Origin of the sequence: Chamaesiphon minutus PCC 6605, from assembly GCF_000317145.1 — a bacterium.
In the GTDB taxonomy this organism is placed as follows: domain Bacteria; phylum Cyanobacteriota; class Cyanobacteriia; order Cyanobacteriales; family Chamaesiphonaceae; genus Chamaesiphon; species Chamaesiphon minutus.
The window spans coordinates 262,906-281,365 of the sequence record NC_020053.1 but is presented as its reverse complement, the minus strand read 5'-3'; the positions used below and the strand labels follow the sequence as shown (position 1 = coordinate 281,365).

Sequence of the window (18,460 nt, the reverse complement as noted above, 5' to 3'; positions counted from 1 at the left end):
ATAATCCCCCAATATCGATCGGGGGATTTTAATCGATCGAGTAGTAAGGCTAGGAATCCGGTTGTATGAAAAAAGACCAAGTAGATCTGATGACAATCCGTATAGCTTGCAGAATCGATTGTCTAGCATATACCAGGAATCGAGAGATTAAGTTATCTGGAACTTTTTGTAAGTCTGAATCGGATATTTACCAACAATTTATCCTCAGAAATATCTACGGAAGAAAGCGGGTGCTGTTCTGGATCGATCGTAAGTTTGGCATTGCCTTCGATAAACATCAAAATTACTTTGTGTTGATAGAATGATGCCCGATCGTCACATACCGCTGAGTGAGTCGATTGGGAATTTGAGCATTTAGCGTTATAATTAAGACAGATGCCTAAATTGAGGTAAGTTATGGCTCCATCAACCCAATTACTGGATATTTTAGGAATACCAGGTTCGACAAGTTTATCTTCAGCGATCGATCGGGCTGAAGTAGTCCGGCGCGGATTATCGATCGAGTCTTTCAAGCGAGTGGCGAACTACTATCAACTCTCAGACGTTGAGATGTCCAAGGTGGTTGGCACTTCCATCCGCACGATCGTCAGACTCCAGAAAGAAGATAAGCCTTTAAACTCCACCTGGTCCGATCGATTGTACCGACTGGCCAGAGTTGCGGCTCAAGCGCAGGATGTATTTGAGAGTGCTGACACGGCCACTAGCTGGCTGAAGCGACCCAATCGCGGATTGAATGGTCATGCACCTGTCGATCTCCTCGATACGGATGCAGGGACAGAACAGGTAGTGGAATTACTCGATCGAATTGAGTATGGTGTATACAGTTGAGTCTCAGTCTGTGGCGAATTTCTAAGCGCAAGTATGCAGATACAGCTTTTAGCGGCGAAGGTGCCAGAAGAGTCGGCGGACGTTGGAATTCTCGCGGACAGGGGATGGTTTACACTTCGGGAACGCTTTCACTTGCAGCGTTAGAAGTCTTCGTCCACATGGAAGTTGAAGATGTGGCGACGATGTTGGCTTACATTCGGGTGGATGTGCCGACAGAAGTAGAGATCGAGTATCTAGAAGTGGCTCAGTTGCCTCCAGATTGGCGGAATATTCCCGCACCTGCTATTTTGGCAACTATGGGCGATCGATGGTTTCGTTCGGGTTCGACAGCGATTTTAGCTGTGCCTTCGGTAGTTATTCCAATGGAATTAAACTATCTAATTAATCCGTCACATCCCGATTTTGTAAGGCTAGCTATAGAATCTCCGCAACCATTCGAGCTAGATCCCAGGCTTTGGAAAAGTTAAACTGACGGCGATCGCATCTTGAATAAATCGAAAGAGAAAACACCATGACTTACACCCCAACCAAAACCCTGACCTTTGCAGACTTCCTCACTCAATACCAAAATAATCCCCGCTACGAACTGGCTGACGGAGAACTAATCGATATGGAACCCACTGGCCCCCACGAAACCGTCAGCGGTAAACTCGCCATCAAAATCGGCATCGCAATCGCCCAACATCCCTGGTTCATTCCCCGTAACTGTCTGCTTCGCCCCTTCATCGACACAGCTACCGCCCGTCGCCCCGATATTATCGTTTTAGATGAAATACAGATCGTCAACGAACCATACTGGGAAAAAGAACCCGTTATTACATTAGGTCGCTCGATTAAACTTGTAGTTGAAGTTGTTAGCACCAACTGGGAAACAGACTATGCCCGCAAAGTTGAAGAATACGCCCTGCTCGGAATTCCTGAATATTGGATCGTCGATTATCGCGGATTAGGCGGTGTTGCTTTTATCGGTAAACCAAAACAACCCACCTTCACCGTCTGCCAACTCAATGGCGAAGAATACAGCCAACAGCAATATCGCTTAGGGCAACCTATTACCTCCAGCCTCCTGCCAAACCTCCAGCTTTGCCTCGATGAAATTCTCCCCCGTTAGATCGTCTCGATTAAAATATAGTCATAGCCATCTTTCCAGCCCTCACAATAGGTTCTGAGATCGAAGCTAACCCACGGCAACACCCTCGATCGAACAACATTATCAAAAAAATACTACTATGGCTCAAATCACGATCGATATCCCTGACGACCTCGCCCAACGCCTAGCCCCATTCCAAAACCAATTCTCCGACCTCTTTACTCGTCTCATTGCCACCAGATTACTAGAACCACCTACCACAGATCCAGCCAATCCAAATACATCTAGTACCTATCAAGAGATTCTAGACTTTTTGTGCGATCGACCCACCTCAGCGCAGATTGTCAACTTCAAAGTATCCCCAGCGTCCCAATCGCGATTGCAAACCCTCCTCCAACAGAACCGAGAAACCGCCCTCACCGCCGCCGAAACTGCCGAAATCGAACTATATCAGCAACTCGACACCCTAATCGGCTTCCTCAAAATTAGAGCCTATGCAGCACTTCAAGCTACGCCCCAAAACTAGCCCTGATGACTATCTATCTTTCAGCCACACTCCGCCAGCTAGTCAGTCAGCGGGCATCAGGGGCTTGTGAATACTGCCGCATTCACCAAACCTTTTCCATTTTCAGCCACGAGATAGACCATGTTATCGCCATCAAACATGGCGGCGAGAGTACCGACGATAATTTAGTCCTTGCCTGCTTACCCTGCAATCGTCACAAGGGTTCAGACCTCACCAGCATCGATCCGCTCACAGGTGCGATTACGCCACTGTTCAACCCCCGCACTCAAATCTGGGCAGAACATTTTCAACTTGAAGGTGGATCGATTGTGGGCATAACCGCGACCGGACGAACCACAATCTTCCTATTACAGATGAACGAAACCAGCCGCCTTCAACTCCGACAAGCCTTAGCAGTTCAAGGACTATATCCAGACTTGCCACTTAATATCTAAATCTGCGCCCCATCCTGCAAAGCAGGAGCTTCACTAGCTTCGTTGGCGGAGCCTAGCCTCTGGCTAATCTCAGCTTCCAGATTCGTAGCAACAACCGCTTCAGGAATATAGTCGGGATGATACGGAATCACACCTGTACTCCCTAAAGCTTGTGTCGCCTCCTTCAACCACTTTTTGAGCCGTCGATTGGTCGAAAAGGGAATCCAGTCAGAATCGATCGCCTCACCAAAAGGAATATACTCGCTGAGGATCTTATTCTTATCTTCTGGGGCTACTTCCATCTCAGGGAAGAAGATCGACCCGAAGCCATATTTATCCAAAATCGCCCGAACTTTGCCATCTTCATCGAATCCATGCTTCCATCGGATATTCGTCGGCGCACCCAGATTTTTGACTAGAACGTGAGGGATTTTGCCCTGAGTACTCTCGACTGATTCCACAAACAAATCGATCGATTCTGGCGTGCCGTTAGTGATGAAGAAAAAGACGATATCGATCGTATTATCGGGATCTGCGAGCATTCCCACCACATCATTCTGCTCCAGCCAACGGTTGACATAACTTGCCACCTGGGACGGCATCACGATCAAAACATCCTGCGTCCTCGCGATGTCCAAGATTTTATCAGCGTGAAAGTAGCTATCCGCATTACCTGTAAAGGTAATCTGCTCCTGGAGGATAAAATCTGCCCCTTTGGGCTTGGTAGCCGTCGAACTTTTATCCTTACGCGAGACAGTTGTAGATTCACCTTCACTTACCACGGGGTTTGAGTTCCGAAATCCGCGATACATCTCCTGGCGATAGGTTAAGCCAACATTAGGGGTAGAAGCATCGGCATCGATGAGGAAAAATTGACGCTCTGCGGCAGTGAGTAGCTCTGCTATTGCCAGTCCGACTGTCGTTTTGCCCATGCCACCTTTCTCGCTAATCGCGACCCAGATCGTCGTTCTGGCTGGAGTCAGATCGGTTCCGTTCTCTCCTGCTGGAGCTGTTTTAACTGCTTTTTTGACCACGATGATTATTTCGCCTCTACGGTTGTTTTAGTTCTAGATTTAGTGAGTTTTGGTTGGGGTTTGGACATCAAATACTGCCACAGACAGTAGACATCTGCCATCCGCGACTGACATTCTGGCGGTACATCTAACTCTGGTAAGTTAAAGCCAGTGTTGCTGTAATAGATTGCCGCTTTGCCATGTAGCTCAGGACGCGGTGGTAACTTCTCATCGAAGTAAGACACCAACTCCTCTTTCAGGACATCCGCCGTCCCCCCAGAAATCATCATTTCCTCGATACCTGTCGGTAGATGTTCGTTGAGCCAGTCGAAGACCATATTGCAATAAGTCTCGTTAGTCGATTCCAGTACCTCAATTAGATGAGCGAGTTCCTGTGCGGCGGTTCGCTCCTCTTGTCGGCGCAGAATCGGCTTGAGAGCTGTCGCATCCTGCGCGAACCAGTAGTTAGCCATCGCCCTAGTTAATGTCTCTAACTTGTACCCAGCAGTGCGCTTGACCACTTCTTTTACCCAGTTGCTAAAACCTAAGTCACAACTGGCAAAGTGGGTAATTACGCCATTCTTGGTCGCATAACAAGTCAGATTGCGATGACCCGCCATTAGCATTCCCACTGACGATCTCAGACTGGTTGGATGCCGATCTCGATACAATTCCAGAATCCCGGCACCTTCTGGATGAAAGCAAGATTCCACCAAATTCACATTCATCTTGCCCTGGGGAGCTTCAAAGTCGGGCAGAAATTCCATGAGTTGTTGTTTCAATAATGCCCGATCCATCAGCTCTCCAGGCGGTAACAAGCACCCGATCGAGAGATCGAAGCTATGCCCCAATCCAAACCGCTGGGCTAGAATCGCGACAACTGCCAAAATCTTGTAGGCGGCAGATTCGGTCTTCAGTGGCTTGAACCGTTGCAAAGCTCCAAACCGCTGTGCCAGATCGCCGACGGCATAATAATTGTCATTGACACCAACAAAGCAATAATCGACTGTCGCAGTTGCCGCTCCCGTCCCCAGACTGTAATTCGCTCCATTATCTAAAGATCCCCGATTGACGGCGATTAATTCTGGGGACATCACCACCGCACTCATCGCGCCGTCGCAAACCCCCACGATCTTAATTAAACTCGAACCCAGATCGATCGCCGCAGATAATCTCTTGCGTTTAGCCATGTTTACTCACTGATATATTCGATCGACACCTACTTATTCATCCCCAAGACCGAAAAGTCAAAAGATGATGGCGGCTGTACCCACACCTCCTCATCGTCATCGCGTTCGCGAAGCGTCCCCTGTGGGGAATCGACTGAAGCCGAATCTGTGAACTGAGCCTGTGGAGTAGTTAATGGTTGAGATATCGGCAATAACCCAAAACTCATCAAACATTCAGGCGATAAGTTAATCCCATCTTTAACTCTGTGGTAATTAACCAAGAATCTCATCTGAGCGGATAACGTATTGAGCGATTCGAGTAGTGCTAGCTCGATGTCTTGTTGCGAACTATCGGGATGTTCGGATCGTGCCTGCGAAGCATAAAAACCATAGAGTGCCTTGAGGATTGTTGGCTTGCTCTTACCGATGCGTTTGAGAAACTCGGCAATTAGTACCTGATTGAAATCACTTTTGATGATGTCGAATTTAAACATGTCAGATTAGACTCACGATCGGCACCACGATAATATATCTCGATCGCCATCGATCTTACGACCGCCAATCCCCCCAAAAGCACCCTCATAACACCTCTAAATCCCACATGTTCGGGGTGATAACTCCAGCTAGATGACCGATTACACCCCTATTTATCCCCCCTGTTGCACCCCTAAAACACCCCAATTTAACTGAATTATTAATAGCAACCTACCTCAAAACCGCTAAATTACCCCAGAATTTACCCGCAATTTAACCGATCCGAATCTATCGGTGAAAGCATAGAATTGAGTGCAGCCTGGAGTTAGTGGTAGGAGGAGTAGCCAGCTATGTTAGTGCCCGTACAATTGCCTGTGGCAGTCTCCAATCGGTGCAATCTGGTTATGGGTTTTCGCCCTCGTCCTCTCCTTATTTTTGAGACTAATCGATCGGTTGACACCGCTCACTTAGCCCTGAAAAATCCATAAATTTCATAATACTTTGCGTGTCTGCCTCCGTAGTAAACGCTCTGGCGATCTGTAAGTAAAAGTAGCTCCGAGCAGTTGTGAGTAATCTAGATAAACACCCAAAGATAAAGACTTCCGATCGGAAAACTAATCGCATCGAATTACGAGTAGGAAGCCAGGATTTAGAAATTATCGAAGCCAATGCCAAGCAAGTCGGTCTGAATCGTTCCCAGTTTCTAATATCTAGAGGTAAAAAGCAAACTTATCCGATCGCTCGGCACCTCCCAGATCCGAATTACGCTCCGTTAATGTTAAACCTTCGCGAACTCAAGTCGCAGGGTAACGATCTCCAACAGATCGGTAGAGCTATGAATCGCGCTCTGCTAAATGGAAAATCTGTTGCTGTCGATTCCCAGCAACTACAGCAGCTAATCGCAGATAACCAACAAGCTATCCAGGCAATTCTCATCGCACTTACCCAAAGTCATGACGATCGCTAATATCACTAAAGGTAAAGGCTTTGGGGGCCTAATGGGCTATTTGCTTGACCCAGATAAAAAACCTCGCATCATTAGTAGTTGTGTTGCTAGTTCCACGCCTGCCGACTTAGCGCGGGAGTTTCGACTCGTAGCTAATCTCCGTCCTAGTGTAACTAAACCCGTTCGTCACTTCTCAATTTCATTCGCCCCAGCGGATGGTCGGGTTGACGATGTTATCAAAGAAGCAGTTGCCTTTCGAGTTCTCGATCGATTGGGCTATGAAGACTGCCAGTTTATTGCGATCGATCACGACCGCGACGACCCAGGACACGATTACGCTCACGACCACGACCATATTCATGTTGTGACTAATGCTGTAACGGTGTTAGGTGAATATGTAAAAGATAGTTTCGATCGATACAAGATTCAAACGATCCTCAGAGAATTAGAGCGCGATTTTGGATTGCAGAAAATAACATCATCTTGGGAACTCAAACATCGAAAAGCTCAAGGGCTGCACCTCAATACGGATATCGCTCGGCTCGTCGCTACTTCGCTCCAGGATTGCCCGAATCTCCAAACTTGGCTCGATCGCTTGGCTGAATCTGATATCGATGTTCGCTTTAATCTTAGCGATCGCGATTGTATCAAGGGCGTGACCTTTCTCAAAGACGATCGAGTTTATAAGGGTGTCGATATTGGCTCGAAGTGGTCGGTAGTGAGCCAGCGAGTCCCGATTACCGATCTCGATCTTGCGTTAATGCAAGCGACTAATATCAAGAGCCAAGAAAAGCCCGTGCGTTTGAGTATGCTGGATCGCGAAATGTTCGATCGGGCTGTGGAGATGGCAGTGCTGAAATTAGGACGGGGCAGAAAGTTTAAGAACAGTCGGGCAGATATTAAATTAGAAGGGGACATTTTAACCGTCATGCGGATGCGCCCCCATCGACTGATGCTCAAAGCTACTCAGACAAAGGATGGTAAGTGGGAACCAGTGGGCTTGCCCCATATCGAGCGCACGGATGTCGAGCAACTCGAACGCTTTAATGGGGTGGAGTCTAAAAAGTTTGAAACTCCCCTCGTTCGCGTAGCGTCACCTCTGGTGAATCGTGAAGCTTTAGAGGAAGCGGATGAATTTATTAGAATTGCTGCTTATGTCGTCAGCGATTTAGATTCGCCAGAGGCGAGGCTACTCCAACGGGAGCAAGATGAATACTTTGAGGAAGAAGGTCTGTCTTTTTAGCGATCGCTAACAGATTTGCACTTTATGTGGTTCAATCTATCGTGTGGGACAACGTTGTCCCACACGCTTGCGTAAAGTTCGCACATCTACCACATGACCTTACCGCAAAAAAGTAGCCAGTCCAAAGTGGCTCAAAGACAAATTCGGATTTGTATTGCCAGTAATGCTGGCGGCTCTGGTAAAACAACCGCTGCCGTTCATTTGGCATATGCGATCGCTGCCAAAGGATTTAAGGTGACGATTATCGAATTAGATATCTCTAGTTCCTTGAGTACCTTCACTGGATTGTCCATGAATCCAGAACCACAAGACTCGATCGCGACGGTGTTCGAGCCTGATTTTGCTGGAAACTATCCCCTCAAACCAGTCTGGGCAGAAAAAACTGACAAAATTACCGCTATCCAAGGTGGTGAGGCGATCGAGCGAGTAATTCGCGAAATCCCCCTTAATCCACGCGGACATTATTTATTACAGGATCGGCTCGAAGATTATCCCCTAGCTGCCGATGTGATTTTATTCGATACCCCAGCCACCTTAGAACCAATGGGGGTCGTTGCCCTGGCTGCTAGCACCCACGTTCTATCGCCGATTAAGCCAGAGAATAAGGATGCTGAGGGCTTTGCTGGGTTTATCCGGTGGTACTTTAGGCAATTATCAGAATTGAGACTGCGGCCTAAACCAGAGATTTTGGGATTCGTCCCCAATCGGGTAGATTGGGCTGAAACTGCGATGCACCGGAATTTTTTAGGACTGAACAAGCAGGGTAAGCTCCGTACAGACATCGATTTGAGCGATACGCTGCCAGTGCTAATCGAAGAGATGGGGATTCATTGCTTCCCTGCGATTCGTCAATCTAATTACTATCTCAACGCATCTTTGGAACGATTGCCGCTACAGCTTTATCGTCCGGGCTGTGATGCTATCAAAGATTTCGACCCGATTACCGCCAAAATTGTGGAATTATTAACGGAGGCATAAAATTTATGGTTGCTCAAACTAAAAAACTCGGCGGATTGCGCGATTCTTTCCAAGGTGCGCGGGAATACCAACAAATTGAGGGCTTACAATCCGAGGTAGAGGAACTCAAAGCTGAAGTTGCTAGGCTCAAGTCACTGGAACTCGATAGCGTCCAGCAGTCTCAACTCGAACTTCAGATCGAGCAGCTCACGGCACAATTAGCCGAGCGATCTGGCGTTCATCAGATTTTAATAAGTTCGATCGATCGGGATGAGGCTCAACCGCGTACTGTAATTCCCCCTGCGCTAATTCAAGAACGGGCTGAAAGTCTTCGCACCAAGGGTCAGCTCACGCCGATTATCGTCATTCCAAATGGCGATCGCTACAAGTTATTTGAAGGTGAATTGCGCTGGCGCAGTGCTCAAAAACTAGATTGGGAGAAGTTGGATGCGGTGTTTTTAACCTCAGCAGAATCTCTAAATGCGACAGAGATCTTCGAGCGGCAGGTCGTCACCAGCATTCAATCACAACGCCTTCACGATCTCGATATCGCCGAAGCGATCGTCAAAATTACGGTCGATCGTTATCCCAATTGGAGCGGACGAGAAACTGACATCCCTAAAACTCTTCATGCTGCTTTGCGGAAGATGGAGCGAGAAGGGACTAATCCAGATTTTAATCTGCTGAAAATTGCCGATCCCGACACGCAGCAAGCATGGCTGAACCGGATCGATAATAAGGATGAGGAAAAACAGATTTTTCAGGTAATTCTGGCACTGCAACTCCATCCTGCTAGCATCAGTAAGCACATTTTACCGTTGCTGAAGGTAGCTGATGATGTGAAAGCGGCGATTAGAGAGTATGGGATTGAAGGTAGCAAGGCAAAACAGATCGATCGACTTACACCTCAATATTTGGGACAGTCAGAGGAAGATGCTGTCAAAGCCAGAGCTGAAGTAATTCAACAAATAGCTGAAGATAAATTATCGTTGATGGAAACCAAGGTTTTAGTTAATGACATTATCGAGAGTCATTCACCCACGCCGATTTCCAAACCAGATCGAGTCGTTCAAGTAACTGGGAAGGTGAACAAATTGCTATCAGATATTCAAACCGATCGAGAACTATCCGACCTCGAACGCGCACTCAAGGAAATCCAAAAGGCATTGAAAATCAAACGTTCTGAGCTTCAGCAGTCAACTTGACATCCACCATCGATTTTAATTGTGGGACAACGTTGTCCCACAATTTTTTATGGTCAGCCGATCTCGCTATTGTCAGCTATTTCTCTATGAGCTTCAGTCGTGCAGAGAGCCTTCTTAATAGACAAGTCTAATTCCATTTGCCGATGCAATTCCGTGGATAATCGGGGCAATCGATCGATTAAATCAGCAAGGGTTAACTGCCAATTTTGCTTGTTCTGGCGCGATCTGCGTACTTTGGTAAGCTTTAACTTCAGCGATAATTGCCCTGGTGTCGGTTGAGGACGATGGCGGTGCATCCGTAAATGACACCCGCTGCACAAGCAGACGAGATTTGACCTGTCGTTCTGTGCGGGATTCCCATCCAGGTGGTGGACTTGCGCCGAAAGCTTACGTCTGAGAGATAAATCTAGATGGCGATAACTATTATTTGGGGGCAGACACTTCAAGCCACAGCGGTTACAGCGATATCCTGCCGCTTGCTTGACTGTAGTGGCAATGTCCGCCCAATTATCTGGATATTCCAGCGTTAAAGCCATAATTCTCAACTTACTCGGTAAACTGTGCTTCAGCCTTTACATGCCGCTCGAACATTTGGATTCTGTGGTGGCTCTAATCCCAAGTCTTCTGGACTCGATTCGCCCTTCACCATCATACCAAGGGGCACTCAAATACCAGGCACTTACAGGCTAAAATAAAGCTAAACAAGTCTCTTCAGCAAGATCGGCACCCTGTATGAAAATTCTGCACGGTACATGGATTCCCAACTCAGGTGATGAATTTATCCAAGCAGGAAACTTTTATCTGTGGGTAGAAACCGATGCGCCGCCCAAACAACAGAAAGATCGGGCGGCAAATAGACACCCCCAGCAATTAAACAAAGACGATCTCTCAGCATTTTTAAGCGACGAATTAGGGATCGCTCCCAAGAATGCCTCAGTTAGTCGAGATATTATCACCAAATATTTTATCCTCCCCAGCACCGACGTTGGCGAAGCCTCTCCCAGGGAGAATCGACCCTTACCCTCCGTCGAACTCAGCCGCTATCTAGAAACAGAATCTCCCGCCCCAACAACCTGGCAAATTTGGGCGATCGATTGTTATCAAGTCAACCCAATTGTTAAACTGCTCAACGACATCCATTTTTTATGTCTGTACAGCACAGAAATTCAAATGGGAGCAGATTTACTCTGCTGGTACCATTACAGTCAATCTCTTCGGGAGCTTTTACACAAAGATCGGTATATTCCCGCTTTAAAATATCGGGAACAAGCTCCACCCGCAGGTAAGAATAAAAAAATAGCTCCAGACGATCGAATTTATCCTAGCTGGGAGATTATCTCCCCAGCTTATGAAACTAACATCCAAAAATATCTCAATTATCTACCCCTAGTTTGTACGGGTGGGTTAGATACGCCAGATGCACCCATAGAATTCTATGACAAAGAAACCTTGCTACGTCATTTTTCTGAATGTCTCCTGCATCATTATGTCGCCAATACCCATATTCCCAGTACCTTCGAGAAAAAGATTGCCAATTCTAGATTGCTAACTGGTTGTCTCAATCTCCAGAATTCAGGCATACCCTGGACGGATAGCCAAGCTGTAGCTATCTACAAACAGTGGCAAACCTGGAAGCAAAAATTGCTAGTCGCCCAAAATAACTCCACCTTTCAACTCTGTTTCCAACTGCAAGAAGCATCCACGCAAACTCCAGATCGCTGGTATCTCAAATTTCTAGTCGCAGCCAAACAAGATCCGTCCTTAAAACTCGAACTCGATGACTATTGGCAGCTCGACAGTAAAACCAAACAAACTATCCACAAACAATTTGGTAAAGAATTTGAAAAAGACTTACTCCTGAACTTAGGTTACGCCGCGCAGATCTATCCTCAAATTTGGCAAGGATTAGAAACAGATAAACCCGTCGGCTTTTTCCTCAGCCTCACCGCTGCTTTTGACTTCCTAGCCCAGAGTGCTTGGGTATTAGAAGATGCCGGATATAAAACGATCGTTCCCGCTTGGTGGACTCCTCAAGGTAGAGCTAGAGCTAAACTCCGCCTCAAAGCCGCACCGAAAAAATCTGGCAAGAGTAAAGCTGACAAAGGCTTATTTCACCTCGTCAATCTCATCGACTACCGTTACGAACTTGCCATCGGTGACGAGCAAATCACCCCCCAGGAATGGCAGAAACTAGTCGATGCCAAAACCCCACTGATCCACTTTCGCGGGCAATGGATGGAATTAGATCTGGCTAAAATGCAGCAAATGCTCCAATTTTGGCAGTCGCATCAGGACACCCAACCAGAATTAACGCTCTTAGAATTAATCCAAAAAACTGCTGCGGCTAACGAAGAACTCGAAGTCGAAACCGAAGATAGTTTAGCCGCAATGATGGCAAATTTACACGATCCCAGTCAGCTCGAACCGATTGAAAATCTGCCATTATTACAAGGAACCTTACGCGAATATCAAAAACGCGGGGTAGCCTGGATTCAATATCTCGAACGCTTGGGTTTGAATGGTTGTCTGGCTGACGATATGGGTTTGGGGAAAACTATTCAAGTAATTGCCACCTTAATCGCCGAAAGAGCCAATTTAGGGAAAATTTCACCAACCCTACTAATCGCCCCAACATCCGTACTGGGTAATTGGGGTAAAGAAATCGAGAAATTCGCTCCGCATCTGAGTGTAAAAATCCATCATGGTAGCGATCGCATTCAAGAATTAACCGCCTTTAAAACTGCGACTCGCGCATGTGATGTAGTCATTACTTCCTATACGTTAGTGAGAAAAGATAGTAAATTATTACAAGCCGTAAACTGGCATCGAATTGTCATCGACGAAGCCCAAAACATCAAAAATCCCGCCGCCGAACAAACCAAAGCAATTCTCAAACTACCAGCCGCTCGTCGCCTTGCCTTAACCGGAACCCCCGTCGAAAATCGCTTATTAGATTTATGGTCGATTTTCAACTTCCTTAATCCTGGCTATTTAGGCAAAGAAGCTCAGTTTCGCAAATCATTTGAAATTCCCATTCAAAAAGATCGGAACCAAGTTCAATCGATCGTCCTGAAAAAGTTAGTCCAACCGTTTATCCTCCGTCGGGTTAAAACCGACAAAACAATTATCAAAGACTTACCGGATAAAGTCGAACACAAGCAATATTGCAATCTCACCAGAGAACAAGCATCCCTCTACGAAGCTGTCGTCAAAGATGTCATCGAGCAGCTAGAAACAGCCGAGGGAATCGGACGAAAAGGATTGATTCTATCCACCCTGATGAAACTCAAACAAATTTGCAATCATCCCCGCCAATTTTTGCAAGACAATAGTGAATTTAGCGTTAACCGCTCTCACAAATTACAACGATTGGGTGAAATGCTCGAAGAAATTACGGCTGAAGGCGAGAGCCTATTAATTTTTACCCAATTTACCGAAATTGGCGAAGCTCTGCAACAATATCTCAAACATATCGGCTACCGTACCTATTACCTGCATGGCGGCACTTCTCGCCCCAAACGAGAACAAATGATAACTGAATTCCAAGATCCCGAAACCGAACCTTCAGCTTTCGTCTTATCATTAAAATCAGGTGGCGTAGGGATTACCCTAACTAAAGCCAACCACGTTTTTCACTTCGATCGCTGGTGGAATCCGGCAGTTGAAGATCAGGCAACCGATCGAGCTTTTAGAATCGGACAACAGAAAAATGTGTTCGTGCATAAGTTCGTCACTCTAGGCACCTTAGAAGAACGCATCGACGAAACGATCGAGAACAAGAAAAAAATTGCCAGTTCGATCGTCGGAGCCGATGAATCTTGGCTGACGGAGTTAGATAATGAAAGCTTTAAGAAATTGATTGCTCTGAACAAACAAACAGTATTGTAAATAGGCTTGCATGACTATGGCACAATTTAGTAGAACCTGGTGGGGACAGCGATTTATTCAGGCATTAGAAGAGTTTACCGATGAGGCAAGATTGGGACGTGGACGTGGCTATGCCCGTAACGGTAAAGTTAAAGAACATCAGATTGCCAACGGTAAAATCACTGCTAAAGTTAGAGGTTCTGTCAATCCCTATTTTGGCGTATATAAAGAACCAACATACAAAATCTCGATCGAGATTAAACAGATCTCAGCAGCAGACTGGTCGAAAGTAATTGCTCGGATCGGTGCTAAAGCAAGTTTAATCTCTAAACTCCTTTTAGGCGAAGTACCAGATAATATCGAAGCAACCTTTGCCGAACTCAATCTCCACCTACTTCCCCACAATCGTCAAGATTTCAAGACTGATTGTTCCTGTCCCGATTATAGTAATCCCTGTAAACATATTGCTGGAGTTTACTATCTAGTCGCAGCCGAACTCGATCGCGATCCGTTTTTATTATTTGAACTGCGGGGAATTTCTCGATCGAAAATCCAACAGGAATTAGCCAAATCGCCATTAGGCAAAGCTCTAGCTTCAACTCTCGATGAGGTGGAACTACCGATCGAATCGACAGATTCTTATTATACCAAGCCTAAAAAAATCGCCCTCGTTCTCCCCGCCACGCCCAAGGATTTTTGGCAAGGAGCGCAACGATTGCCACAAACAGTAGACGTGGGCGAAATTGCCACTATTCCTGCCGTTGTCGTCAAGAAGGGGGGTGATTTTCCGCCGTTTTGGACGCAGGACAACTCTTTTATCGAGGTGATGACAGAATTGTACGAGCGGGTACGCAAGCAAAATAGTTGAGCGGTTGTGAGATCGGCACTGATGGGTTAAGAATTGCCGATCTAATCGGCAACAACTATCTCGATCGCTTGGACTAGCGGAATGTGGTGTGATGAACATTTGCTCCCAGTAGAGTGCTCGATCGATTGCCTGTTGTGGGTTGACTCGACGATGAGGTAGGTATACAACAGTGCTTAGAAGAAATCTATGGAGAGTAACTTATGACATCTCAGGACGTACGCTCGATCGTGATTCCAGAGCTGACTGCCAGCCAACAAAGCTTATCCGAATTTATCGAAATCTGTTGCCCTGTCTGTGGTTGGGGTGGCTTGAGTCACGATGAAACCGGACAAATGAGCTGTGAAGAATGCGATTATGTCGAAGTAGTTGAAATTTAGCGCAAGATCCACACCTGCTCCGTCTGATAAAAGTCACCCCTTTGTTCGAGAGTCATCCCATTGAGCAGCAACGCCAGCCAAACCTGCACCAGCGGCATCTCGATGGACTCCTGTAGTTCCAGCAATGACACAGGCCGATCCCACTCATCTAGCCGCGCCAAGATCGCTACACCCCACTCGGCTACATTTTCATCGTGAGCCAGCCCAATTGCTTGTTGATAAGCTGTCTGTAAATCGATTGTTTGAGTTGCCACCTCATCCTCAATTTGGGTCAAAGCCTCACTCACCGATAGCTCCCGTACCACACTACTTCGCTCGTAGCCTCGCTCCACCTCCGGTAGTTCTGGAGCTTCAATAAACTGCTCCAAATCCACAAAACTCGACTGCCGCACATAGCAATCGAAAGCATCCAAAGACAGACAAGGTTCCCGCTCAGGATGAGACAAATACCCAATTTCCGCCAGCGTCACCGCACAGCGATCGCCATAAATCTCCCCCAACCGCAGAATCGCCTCCCCTGCCACCGCTAACTTCTCACTTGTCGGCAGAAACTCGATCGATTCCTCCACCCGATCGAGCAACCCAAACAAATCCGCATCCACTGGCGTTTTAGATGCCGTATCCAGGTAATCCCAGAGCGAAAGTTGGATTACTTCTGACATGAGCGATTAGTCCCTAATTGTCAGTCGAGAATTAACTCCATCAAATTCAATGCAACATTGATTTAAAACATCTCTTCCAATTAATACTCGGTTATCCAAACTCTTACTCACACAACCATAGACTCTTACTGCCCGAACGCATTTCTTCCCCAACCAAATATTTGCATAACAGGCATAGCCCTCTACTCGACCCCCAGCAACTCCAGTAATTTCCACAGCGGTATCCACAATTGACAACTCCAGACTAGAAATAATTTCTAATGGAATTAAAGTACAGTCCGACCCCGTATCTAAAAAAGCCTCGATCTGATATTTTCCAGTTTTGTTTAGCCAATCGGGTGGTGTGACTTCGACCGAAATAATTGGTGCTGAAGGTAAACCATCACCTACATTTACATAATCAAACTGTTGCACTTACAATCGTTCTCCAGCAGAATGGAAGGCACCAGCTACAGATAAATGTGGCTCCTCCAACCAAACTTGTCGGATTAATAAATCTCGATAGCCATATTGTTGATAAACTCTTTGAACTAATTTTTGCTCGTTGAGGTCGTGGTCTAAGACTCGACCATCCTCAAAAGCAATAAATTCACCTAAATATTGCTTTACTAGTGCTGGCTTTGCTGTTTCATATAAGGCTTTTTGATTCTCAAAGTATTCAAGTCGAGAACGATCTAAATTATTAGTAGTCATAATTATTGATAATAGTTTCAGATATGTTTATCATAGCAAAAATAATGTCTATCCGAGCGTCATTAGACGATGTATTTTTCTTCGAGAGCGGTAACTACCGCTGGCACAGAAAACAAGGACGAACCGGACATTGCTCCGGATTAATTAACACCTGAGACGCAAACTTCTTAAACCCATATTCAGTATCTAATACCGTCAGGGCTTGCCGGAGATACTCGTGAACTTGTGAGGGCAACCAGCCAGCACAATGGACTGTGTAGGGATCGATTTAATCTCGGATCTCGATCTATGACGATTGGACTCCCAAATATCAACGCAAGATCCAAACTCAAGCACGGCTCCCAATCTGGGTGATTCAAATAATCGATTTCCGCCAATCTTACAGCACAACGCTCCCCATAAATCGCACCCAAACAGGCGATCGCATCTCCCGCTGCTGACAATCGCTCGCCGATCGGTAGAGAAGCGATCGATTCATCCACCCGCACCAACAACATCGCAAAATCGGTATCTAACGGACGAACCGACGCGCTTTCTAGAACATCCCAGATTGACAATTGAACGTGATGAGATTTATCGCTAAACAATCATTAATCCAAATTGTCATGCCAATTTCTCCAATTAATATTTGAGCGGACAAGCGTAAATCTCGCACTGTTCTGGACTAATTAACACCTGGGATGCAAACTTCTTAAACCCATATTCTGCCCCTAATACCTCCAACACCTGCCGTAGATATTCGTGTACCTGAGACGGCAACCATCCCGCACAGTGAACTGGAGCTATCATCGCTATTTTGCGCTCCTGCTCCCAAATCTCCACCCCGATCGCATGAATTGGCGAATCCTCGCGATTCTCTCGCCATACTTGCAGAATTCCATGCTTGACTTGAGGTGTGGGGATATTATGTACCCGCTCGATCCGTTTGCGCGCTCGTTTCTGGTTGATTCGATCGCGATTATTAATGTAAAACCGTCGAGCAGTGCAAAGCTTATCATCCCAGCAATTAGGATGTTTCGCTCTAGCCTCGGCTGGGGATAGAGGAGCGCAGCGAAGGCATTTAGCAGGGGTTTCTCTAGATTTAGCCATCTAGGTTTCAACCGATAAAATTCTAAGAAATTGTAAAAACACCATTGCGACCATCTAAATGGATGACATAGCGATTGAGAATATTTCTACCAATAATTACCTCATCTCGCATAAAATCATCGGGAAGAGCGTAAACTTTCGTAGTAAAATAATTGTCTAAATCAAAACTCACATCAACCCTAAACGGTACGCCCATTACAATCTGATTTGAGCTTTTCGTCAGAATCGGCTTTTTCCTACCTGAAAACTCTAATTGCAATTTTGAGGCAATTGTATAAGAGATAAGAGTTACGTCACATCCAGTATCCAGAATCCCTAAATCGGTAGATGAAACCAACAGAGGAAATTCTAAACTTCTGAAGTGAAAATTAACGATTGGAATTGGTGAAATATTACCAGGGTACTTGGTATATGAAAATTTAAGCATTCAATACTTCCGGCACTAATTCGCAAAATATTCCGTGATATCGATCTCGTCTGCTTATTGCGAACTCCGTCTGCCAAACACGATCGAGTAAAACATCTTCATCGAGATCGTTATCGATGACTCGACCATCTTCAAATACAACATATTCCCCAGCATACTTACTAACTAAATCTGGGAGACAAGTATCAAAAATTTTACCTTGACTGGTTACATAGTCATAACTTTCCTCAGTGGGATACAAATCTTTAATGTGATAGGTCAAAGGATTACCATCCCGATCGATATAATCAATTTCATCCTCTGAGTTGGCCTGTAAATACAATTTTAAATCTTCGACATTATCAAAGCTTTGGGCTGTGCCCATTTTGACAGCTTGACGCAATCGTTCGCCTACTTCCGCAATTTCAGTTCGCCGCTGTTCGTTGGCGAAGCCTCCGCTCTGCGGACTGCGACGTTTGCGGATTAGCTCAAATAAATTGTCCTGTTCTTCAACTGATAGACTTTCAATTCGCTCGATAATTTCCCGATCGGTCATAGTGTTACAAAATCTCCATAAGCTCAAAGTGAATGTGTTCTAATTAGATATCATACTGTGTCCTCCAAATCCTGCTGA

General features: G+C 46.0%; 24 protein-coding genes. 13 read left to right on the top strand and 11 right to left on the bottom strand.

The window, feature by feature from the left end:
- Nucleotides 1–65 precede the first annotated feature (65 nt).
- The 6 genes from CHA6605_RS30255 to CHA6605_RS30230 all read left to right on the top strand — a co-directional run bounded on the left by CHA6605_RS30255 (nucleotide 66) and on the right by CHA6605_RS30230 (nucleotide 2,878).
- Nucleotides 66–305, top strand: a complete 240-nt coding sequence (locus CHA6605_RS30255) for a hypothetical protein (protein ID WP_015328977.1) — start codon at nucleotides 66–68, stop codon at nucleotides 303–305.
- Between the two features lie 91 nt (nucleotides 306–396).
- The gene (gene parS, locus CHA6605_RS30250; protein WP_015328976.1) at nucleotides 397–828 is read left to right on the top strand and encodes a type II RES/Xre toxin-antitoxin system antitoxin; all 432 of its coding nucleotides are present in this window, start codon (nucleotides 397–399) and stop codon (nucleotides 826–828) included.
- Complete coding sequence (locus CHA6605_RS30245; protein WP_015328975.1) at nucleotides 825–1,295, top strand: RES family NAD+ phosphorylase; 471 nt, start codon at nucleotides 825–827, stop codon at nucleotides 1,293–1,295. Before parS ends, CHA6605_RS30245 begins: the two co-directional genes overlap by 4 nt.
- A 44-nt stretch (nucleotides 1,296–1,339) precedes the next feature.
- Nucleotides 1,340–1,939, top strand: a complete 600-nt coding sequence (locus CHA6605_RS30240) for a Uma2 family endonuclease (protein WP_015328974.1) — start codon at nucleotides 1,340–1,342, stop codon at nucleotides 1,937–1,939.
- 118 nt (nucleotides 1,940–2,057) lie between these two features.
- Nucleotides 2,058–2,444: a hypothetical protein gene (locus CHA6605_RS30235; RefSeq protein ID WP_015328973.1), complete on the top strand. Its 387-nt coding sequence runs from the start codon at nucleotides 2,058–2,060 to the stop codon at nucleotides 2,442–2,444.
- Between the two features lie 5 nt (nucleotides 2,445–2,449).
- Nucleotides 2,450–2,878, top strand: coding sequence for an HNH endonuclease (locus tag CHA6605_RS30230; protein WP_015328972.1), 429 nt, complete (start codon nucleotides 2,450–2,452; stop codon nucleotides 2,876–2,878).
- On the opposite strand, the gene CHA6605_RS30225 is transcribed toward CHA6605_RS30230, so the two are convergent.
- From CHA6605_RS30225 to CHA6605_RS30215, 3 genes are read right to left on the bottom strand one after another with little or no spacing between them, the layout of a single operon-like run.
- A complete protein-coding gene (locus CHA6605_RS30225) occupies nucleotides 2,875–3,891 on the bottom strand; it encodes a nucleotide-binding protein (RefSeq protein WP_015328971.1) in 1,017 nt (338 codons plus the stop codon). The two genes, CHA6605_RS30230 and CHA6605_RS30225, sit on opposite strands and share 4 nt — an antisense overlap.
- Nucleotides 3,892–3,896: 5 nt before the next feature.
- On the bottom strand, nucleotides 3,897–5,060 hold the full coding sequence (locus tag CHA6605_RS30220; protein WP_015328970.1) for a ParM/StbA family protein: 1,164 nt from the start codon (nucleotides 5,058–5,060) through the stop codon (nucleotides 3,897–3,899).
- A 29-nt stretch (nucleotides 5,061–5,089) separates the two neighbouring features.
- Nucleotides 5,090–5,533, bottom strand: coding sequence for a hypothetical protein (locus CHA6605_RS30215; protein ID WP_015328969.1), 444 nt, complete (start codon nucleotides 5,531–5,533; stop codon nucleotides 5,090–5,092).
- Nucleotides 5,534–6,078: 545 nt separating this feature from the next.
- Between CHA6605_RS30215 and CHA6605_RS30210 the strand changes: the two genes are divergently transcribed.
- The 4 genes from CHA6605_RS30210 to CHA6605_RS32275 all read left to right on the top strand — a co-directional run bounded on the left by CHA6605_RS30210 (nucleotide 6,079) and on the right by CHA6605_RS32275 (nucleotide 9,864).
- Nucleotides 6,079–6,480, top strand: coding sequence for a plasmid mobilization protein (locus CHA6605_RS30210; protein WP_015328968.1), 402 nt, complete (start codon nucleotides 6,079–6,081; stop codon nucleotides 6,478–6,480).
- Nucleotides 6,467–7,702, top strand: coding sequence for a relaxase/mobilization nuclease domain-containing protein (locus tag CHA6605_RS32280; RefSeq protein WP_015328967.1), 1,236 nt, complete (start codon nucleotides 6,467–6,469; stop codon nucleotides 7,700–7,702). The genes CHA6605_RS30210 and CHA6605_RS32280 overlap by 14 nt, the downstream gene beginning before the upstream one ends.
- Nucleotides 7,703–7,795: 93 nt before the next feature.
- Entirely contained in the window at nucleotides 7,796–8,680 is an 885-nt protein-coding gene (locus CHA6605_RS30200; RefSeq protein ID WP_015328966.1) for a ParA family protein, read from the top strand.
- A gap of 5 nt (nucleotides 8,681–8,685) precedes the next feature.
- Nucleotides 8,686–9,864 carry a ParB/RepB/Spo0J family partition protein gene (locus tag CHA6605_RS32275; protein ID WP_015328965.1) on the top strand — a complete coding sequence of 393 codons (1,179 nt, stop codon included), beginning with the start codon at nucleotides 8,686–8,688 and terminating at the stop codon, nucleotides 9,862–9,864.
- A gap of 53 nt (nucleotides 9,865–9,917) precedes the next feature.
- Here the strand turns inward: CHA6605_RS32275 and CHA6605_RS33420 are convergent, their stop codons facing one another.
- Nucleotides 9,918–10,400, bottom strand: a complete 483-nt coding sequence (locus CHA6605_RS33420) for an HNH endonuclease (protein WP_015328964.1) — start codon at nucleotides 10,398–10,400, stop codon at nucleotides 9,918–9,920.
- 196 nt (nucleotides 10,401–10,596) lie between these two features.
- On the opposite strand from CHA6605_RS33420, the gene CHA6605_RS30185 reads away from it, so the two are divergent.
- The 3 genes from CHA6605_RS30185 to CHA6605_RS34800 all read left to right on the top strand — a co-directional run bounded on the left by CHA6605_RS30185 (nucleotide 10,597) and on the right by CHA6605_RS34800 (nucleotide 14,976).
- The gene (locus CHA6605_RS30185; protein WP_015328963.1) at nucleotides 10,597–13,752 is read left to right on the top strand and encodes a DEAD/DEAH box helicase; all 3,156 of its coding nucleotides are present in this window, start codon (nucleotides 10,597–10,599) and stop codon (nucleotides 13,750–13,752) included.
- 16 nt (nucleotides 13,753–13,768) lie between these two features.
- On the top strand, nucleotides 13,769–14,599 hold the full coding sequence (locus CHA6605_RS30180) for an SWIM zinc finger family protein (RefSeq protein WP_041550348.1): 831 nt from the start codon (nucleotides 13,769–13,771) through the stop codon (nucleotides 14,597–14,599).
- Between the two features lie 200 nt (nucleotides 14,600–14,799).
- The gene (locus CHA6605_RS34800) at nucleotides 14,800–14,976 is read left to right on the top strand and encodes a hypothetical protein (protein WP_015328961.1); all 177 of its coding nucleotides are present in this window, start codon (nucleotides 14,800–14,802) and stop codon (nucleotides 14,974–14,976) included.
- Here the strand turns inward: CHA6605_RS34800 and CHA6605_RS32270 are convergent.
- The 7 genes from CHA6605_RS32270 to CHA6605_RS35305 all read right to left on the bottom strand — a co-directional run bounded on the left by CHA6605_RS32270 (nucleotide 14,973) and on the right by CHA6605_RS35305 (nucleotide 18,382).
- Nucleotides 14,973–15,638: a hypothetical protein gene (locus tag CHA6605_RS32270; protein ID WP_015328960.1), complete on the bottom strand. Its 666-nt coding sequence runs from the start codon at nucleotides 15,636–15,638 to the stop codon at nucleotides 14,973–14,975. The two genes, CHA6605_RS34800 and CHA6605_RS32270, sit on opposite strands and share 4 nt — an antisense overlap.
- Nucleotides 15,639–15,644: 6 nt before the next feature.
- A complete protein-coding gene (locus CHA6605_RS30170) occupies nucleotides 15,645–16,052 on the bottom strand; it encodes a pepsin/retropepsin-like aspartic protease family protein (protein WP_015328959.1) in 408 nt (135 codons plus the stop codon).
- A complete protein-coding gene (locus CHA6605_RS30165) occupies nucleotides 16,053–16,331 on the bottom strand; it encodes a hypothetical protein (RefSeq protein WP_041550346.1) in 279 nt (92 codons plus the stop codon).
- Nucleotides 16,332–16,510: 179 nt separating this feature from the next.
- Nucleotides 16,511–16,918 carry a hypothetical protein gene (locus CHA6605_RS30160; RefSeq protein WP_015328958.1) on the bottom strand — a complete coding sequence of 136 codons (408 nt, stop codon included), beginning with the start codon at nucleotides 16,916–16,918 and terminating at the stop codon, nucleotides 16,511–16,513.
- A 34-nt stretch (nucleotides 16,919–16,952) separates the two neighbouring features.
- A complete protein-coding gene (locus tag CHA6605_RS30155; protein ID WP_015328957.1) occupies nucleotides 16,953–17,420 on the bottom strand; it encodes a hypothetical protein in 468 nt (155 codons plus the stop codon).
- Nucleotides 17,421–17,442: 22 nt separating this feature from the next.
- Nucleotides 17,443–17,847 carry a pepsin/retropepsin-like aspartic protease family protein gene (locus tag CHA6605_RS30150; RefSeq protein WP_015328956.1) on the bottom strand — a complete coding sequence of 135 codons (405 nt, stop codon included), beginning with the start codon at nucleotides 17,845–17,847 and terminating at the stop codon, nucleotides 17,443–17,445.
- Nucleotides 17,840–18,382 (bottom strand): hypothetical protein, encoded by a 543-nt coding sequence (locus CHA6605_RS35305; RefSeq protein WP_015328955.1) that lies wholly within the window; start codon nucleotides 18,380–18,382, stop codon nucleotides 17,840–17,842. Before CHA6605_RS35305 ends, CHA6605_RS30150 begins: the two co-directional genes overlap by 8 nt.
- Nucleotides 18,383–18,460 lie beyond the last annotated feature (78 nt).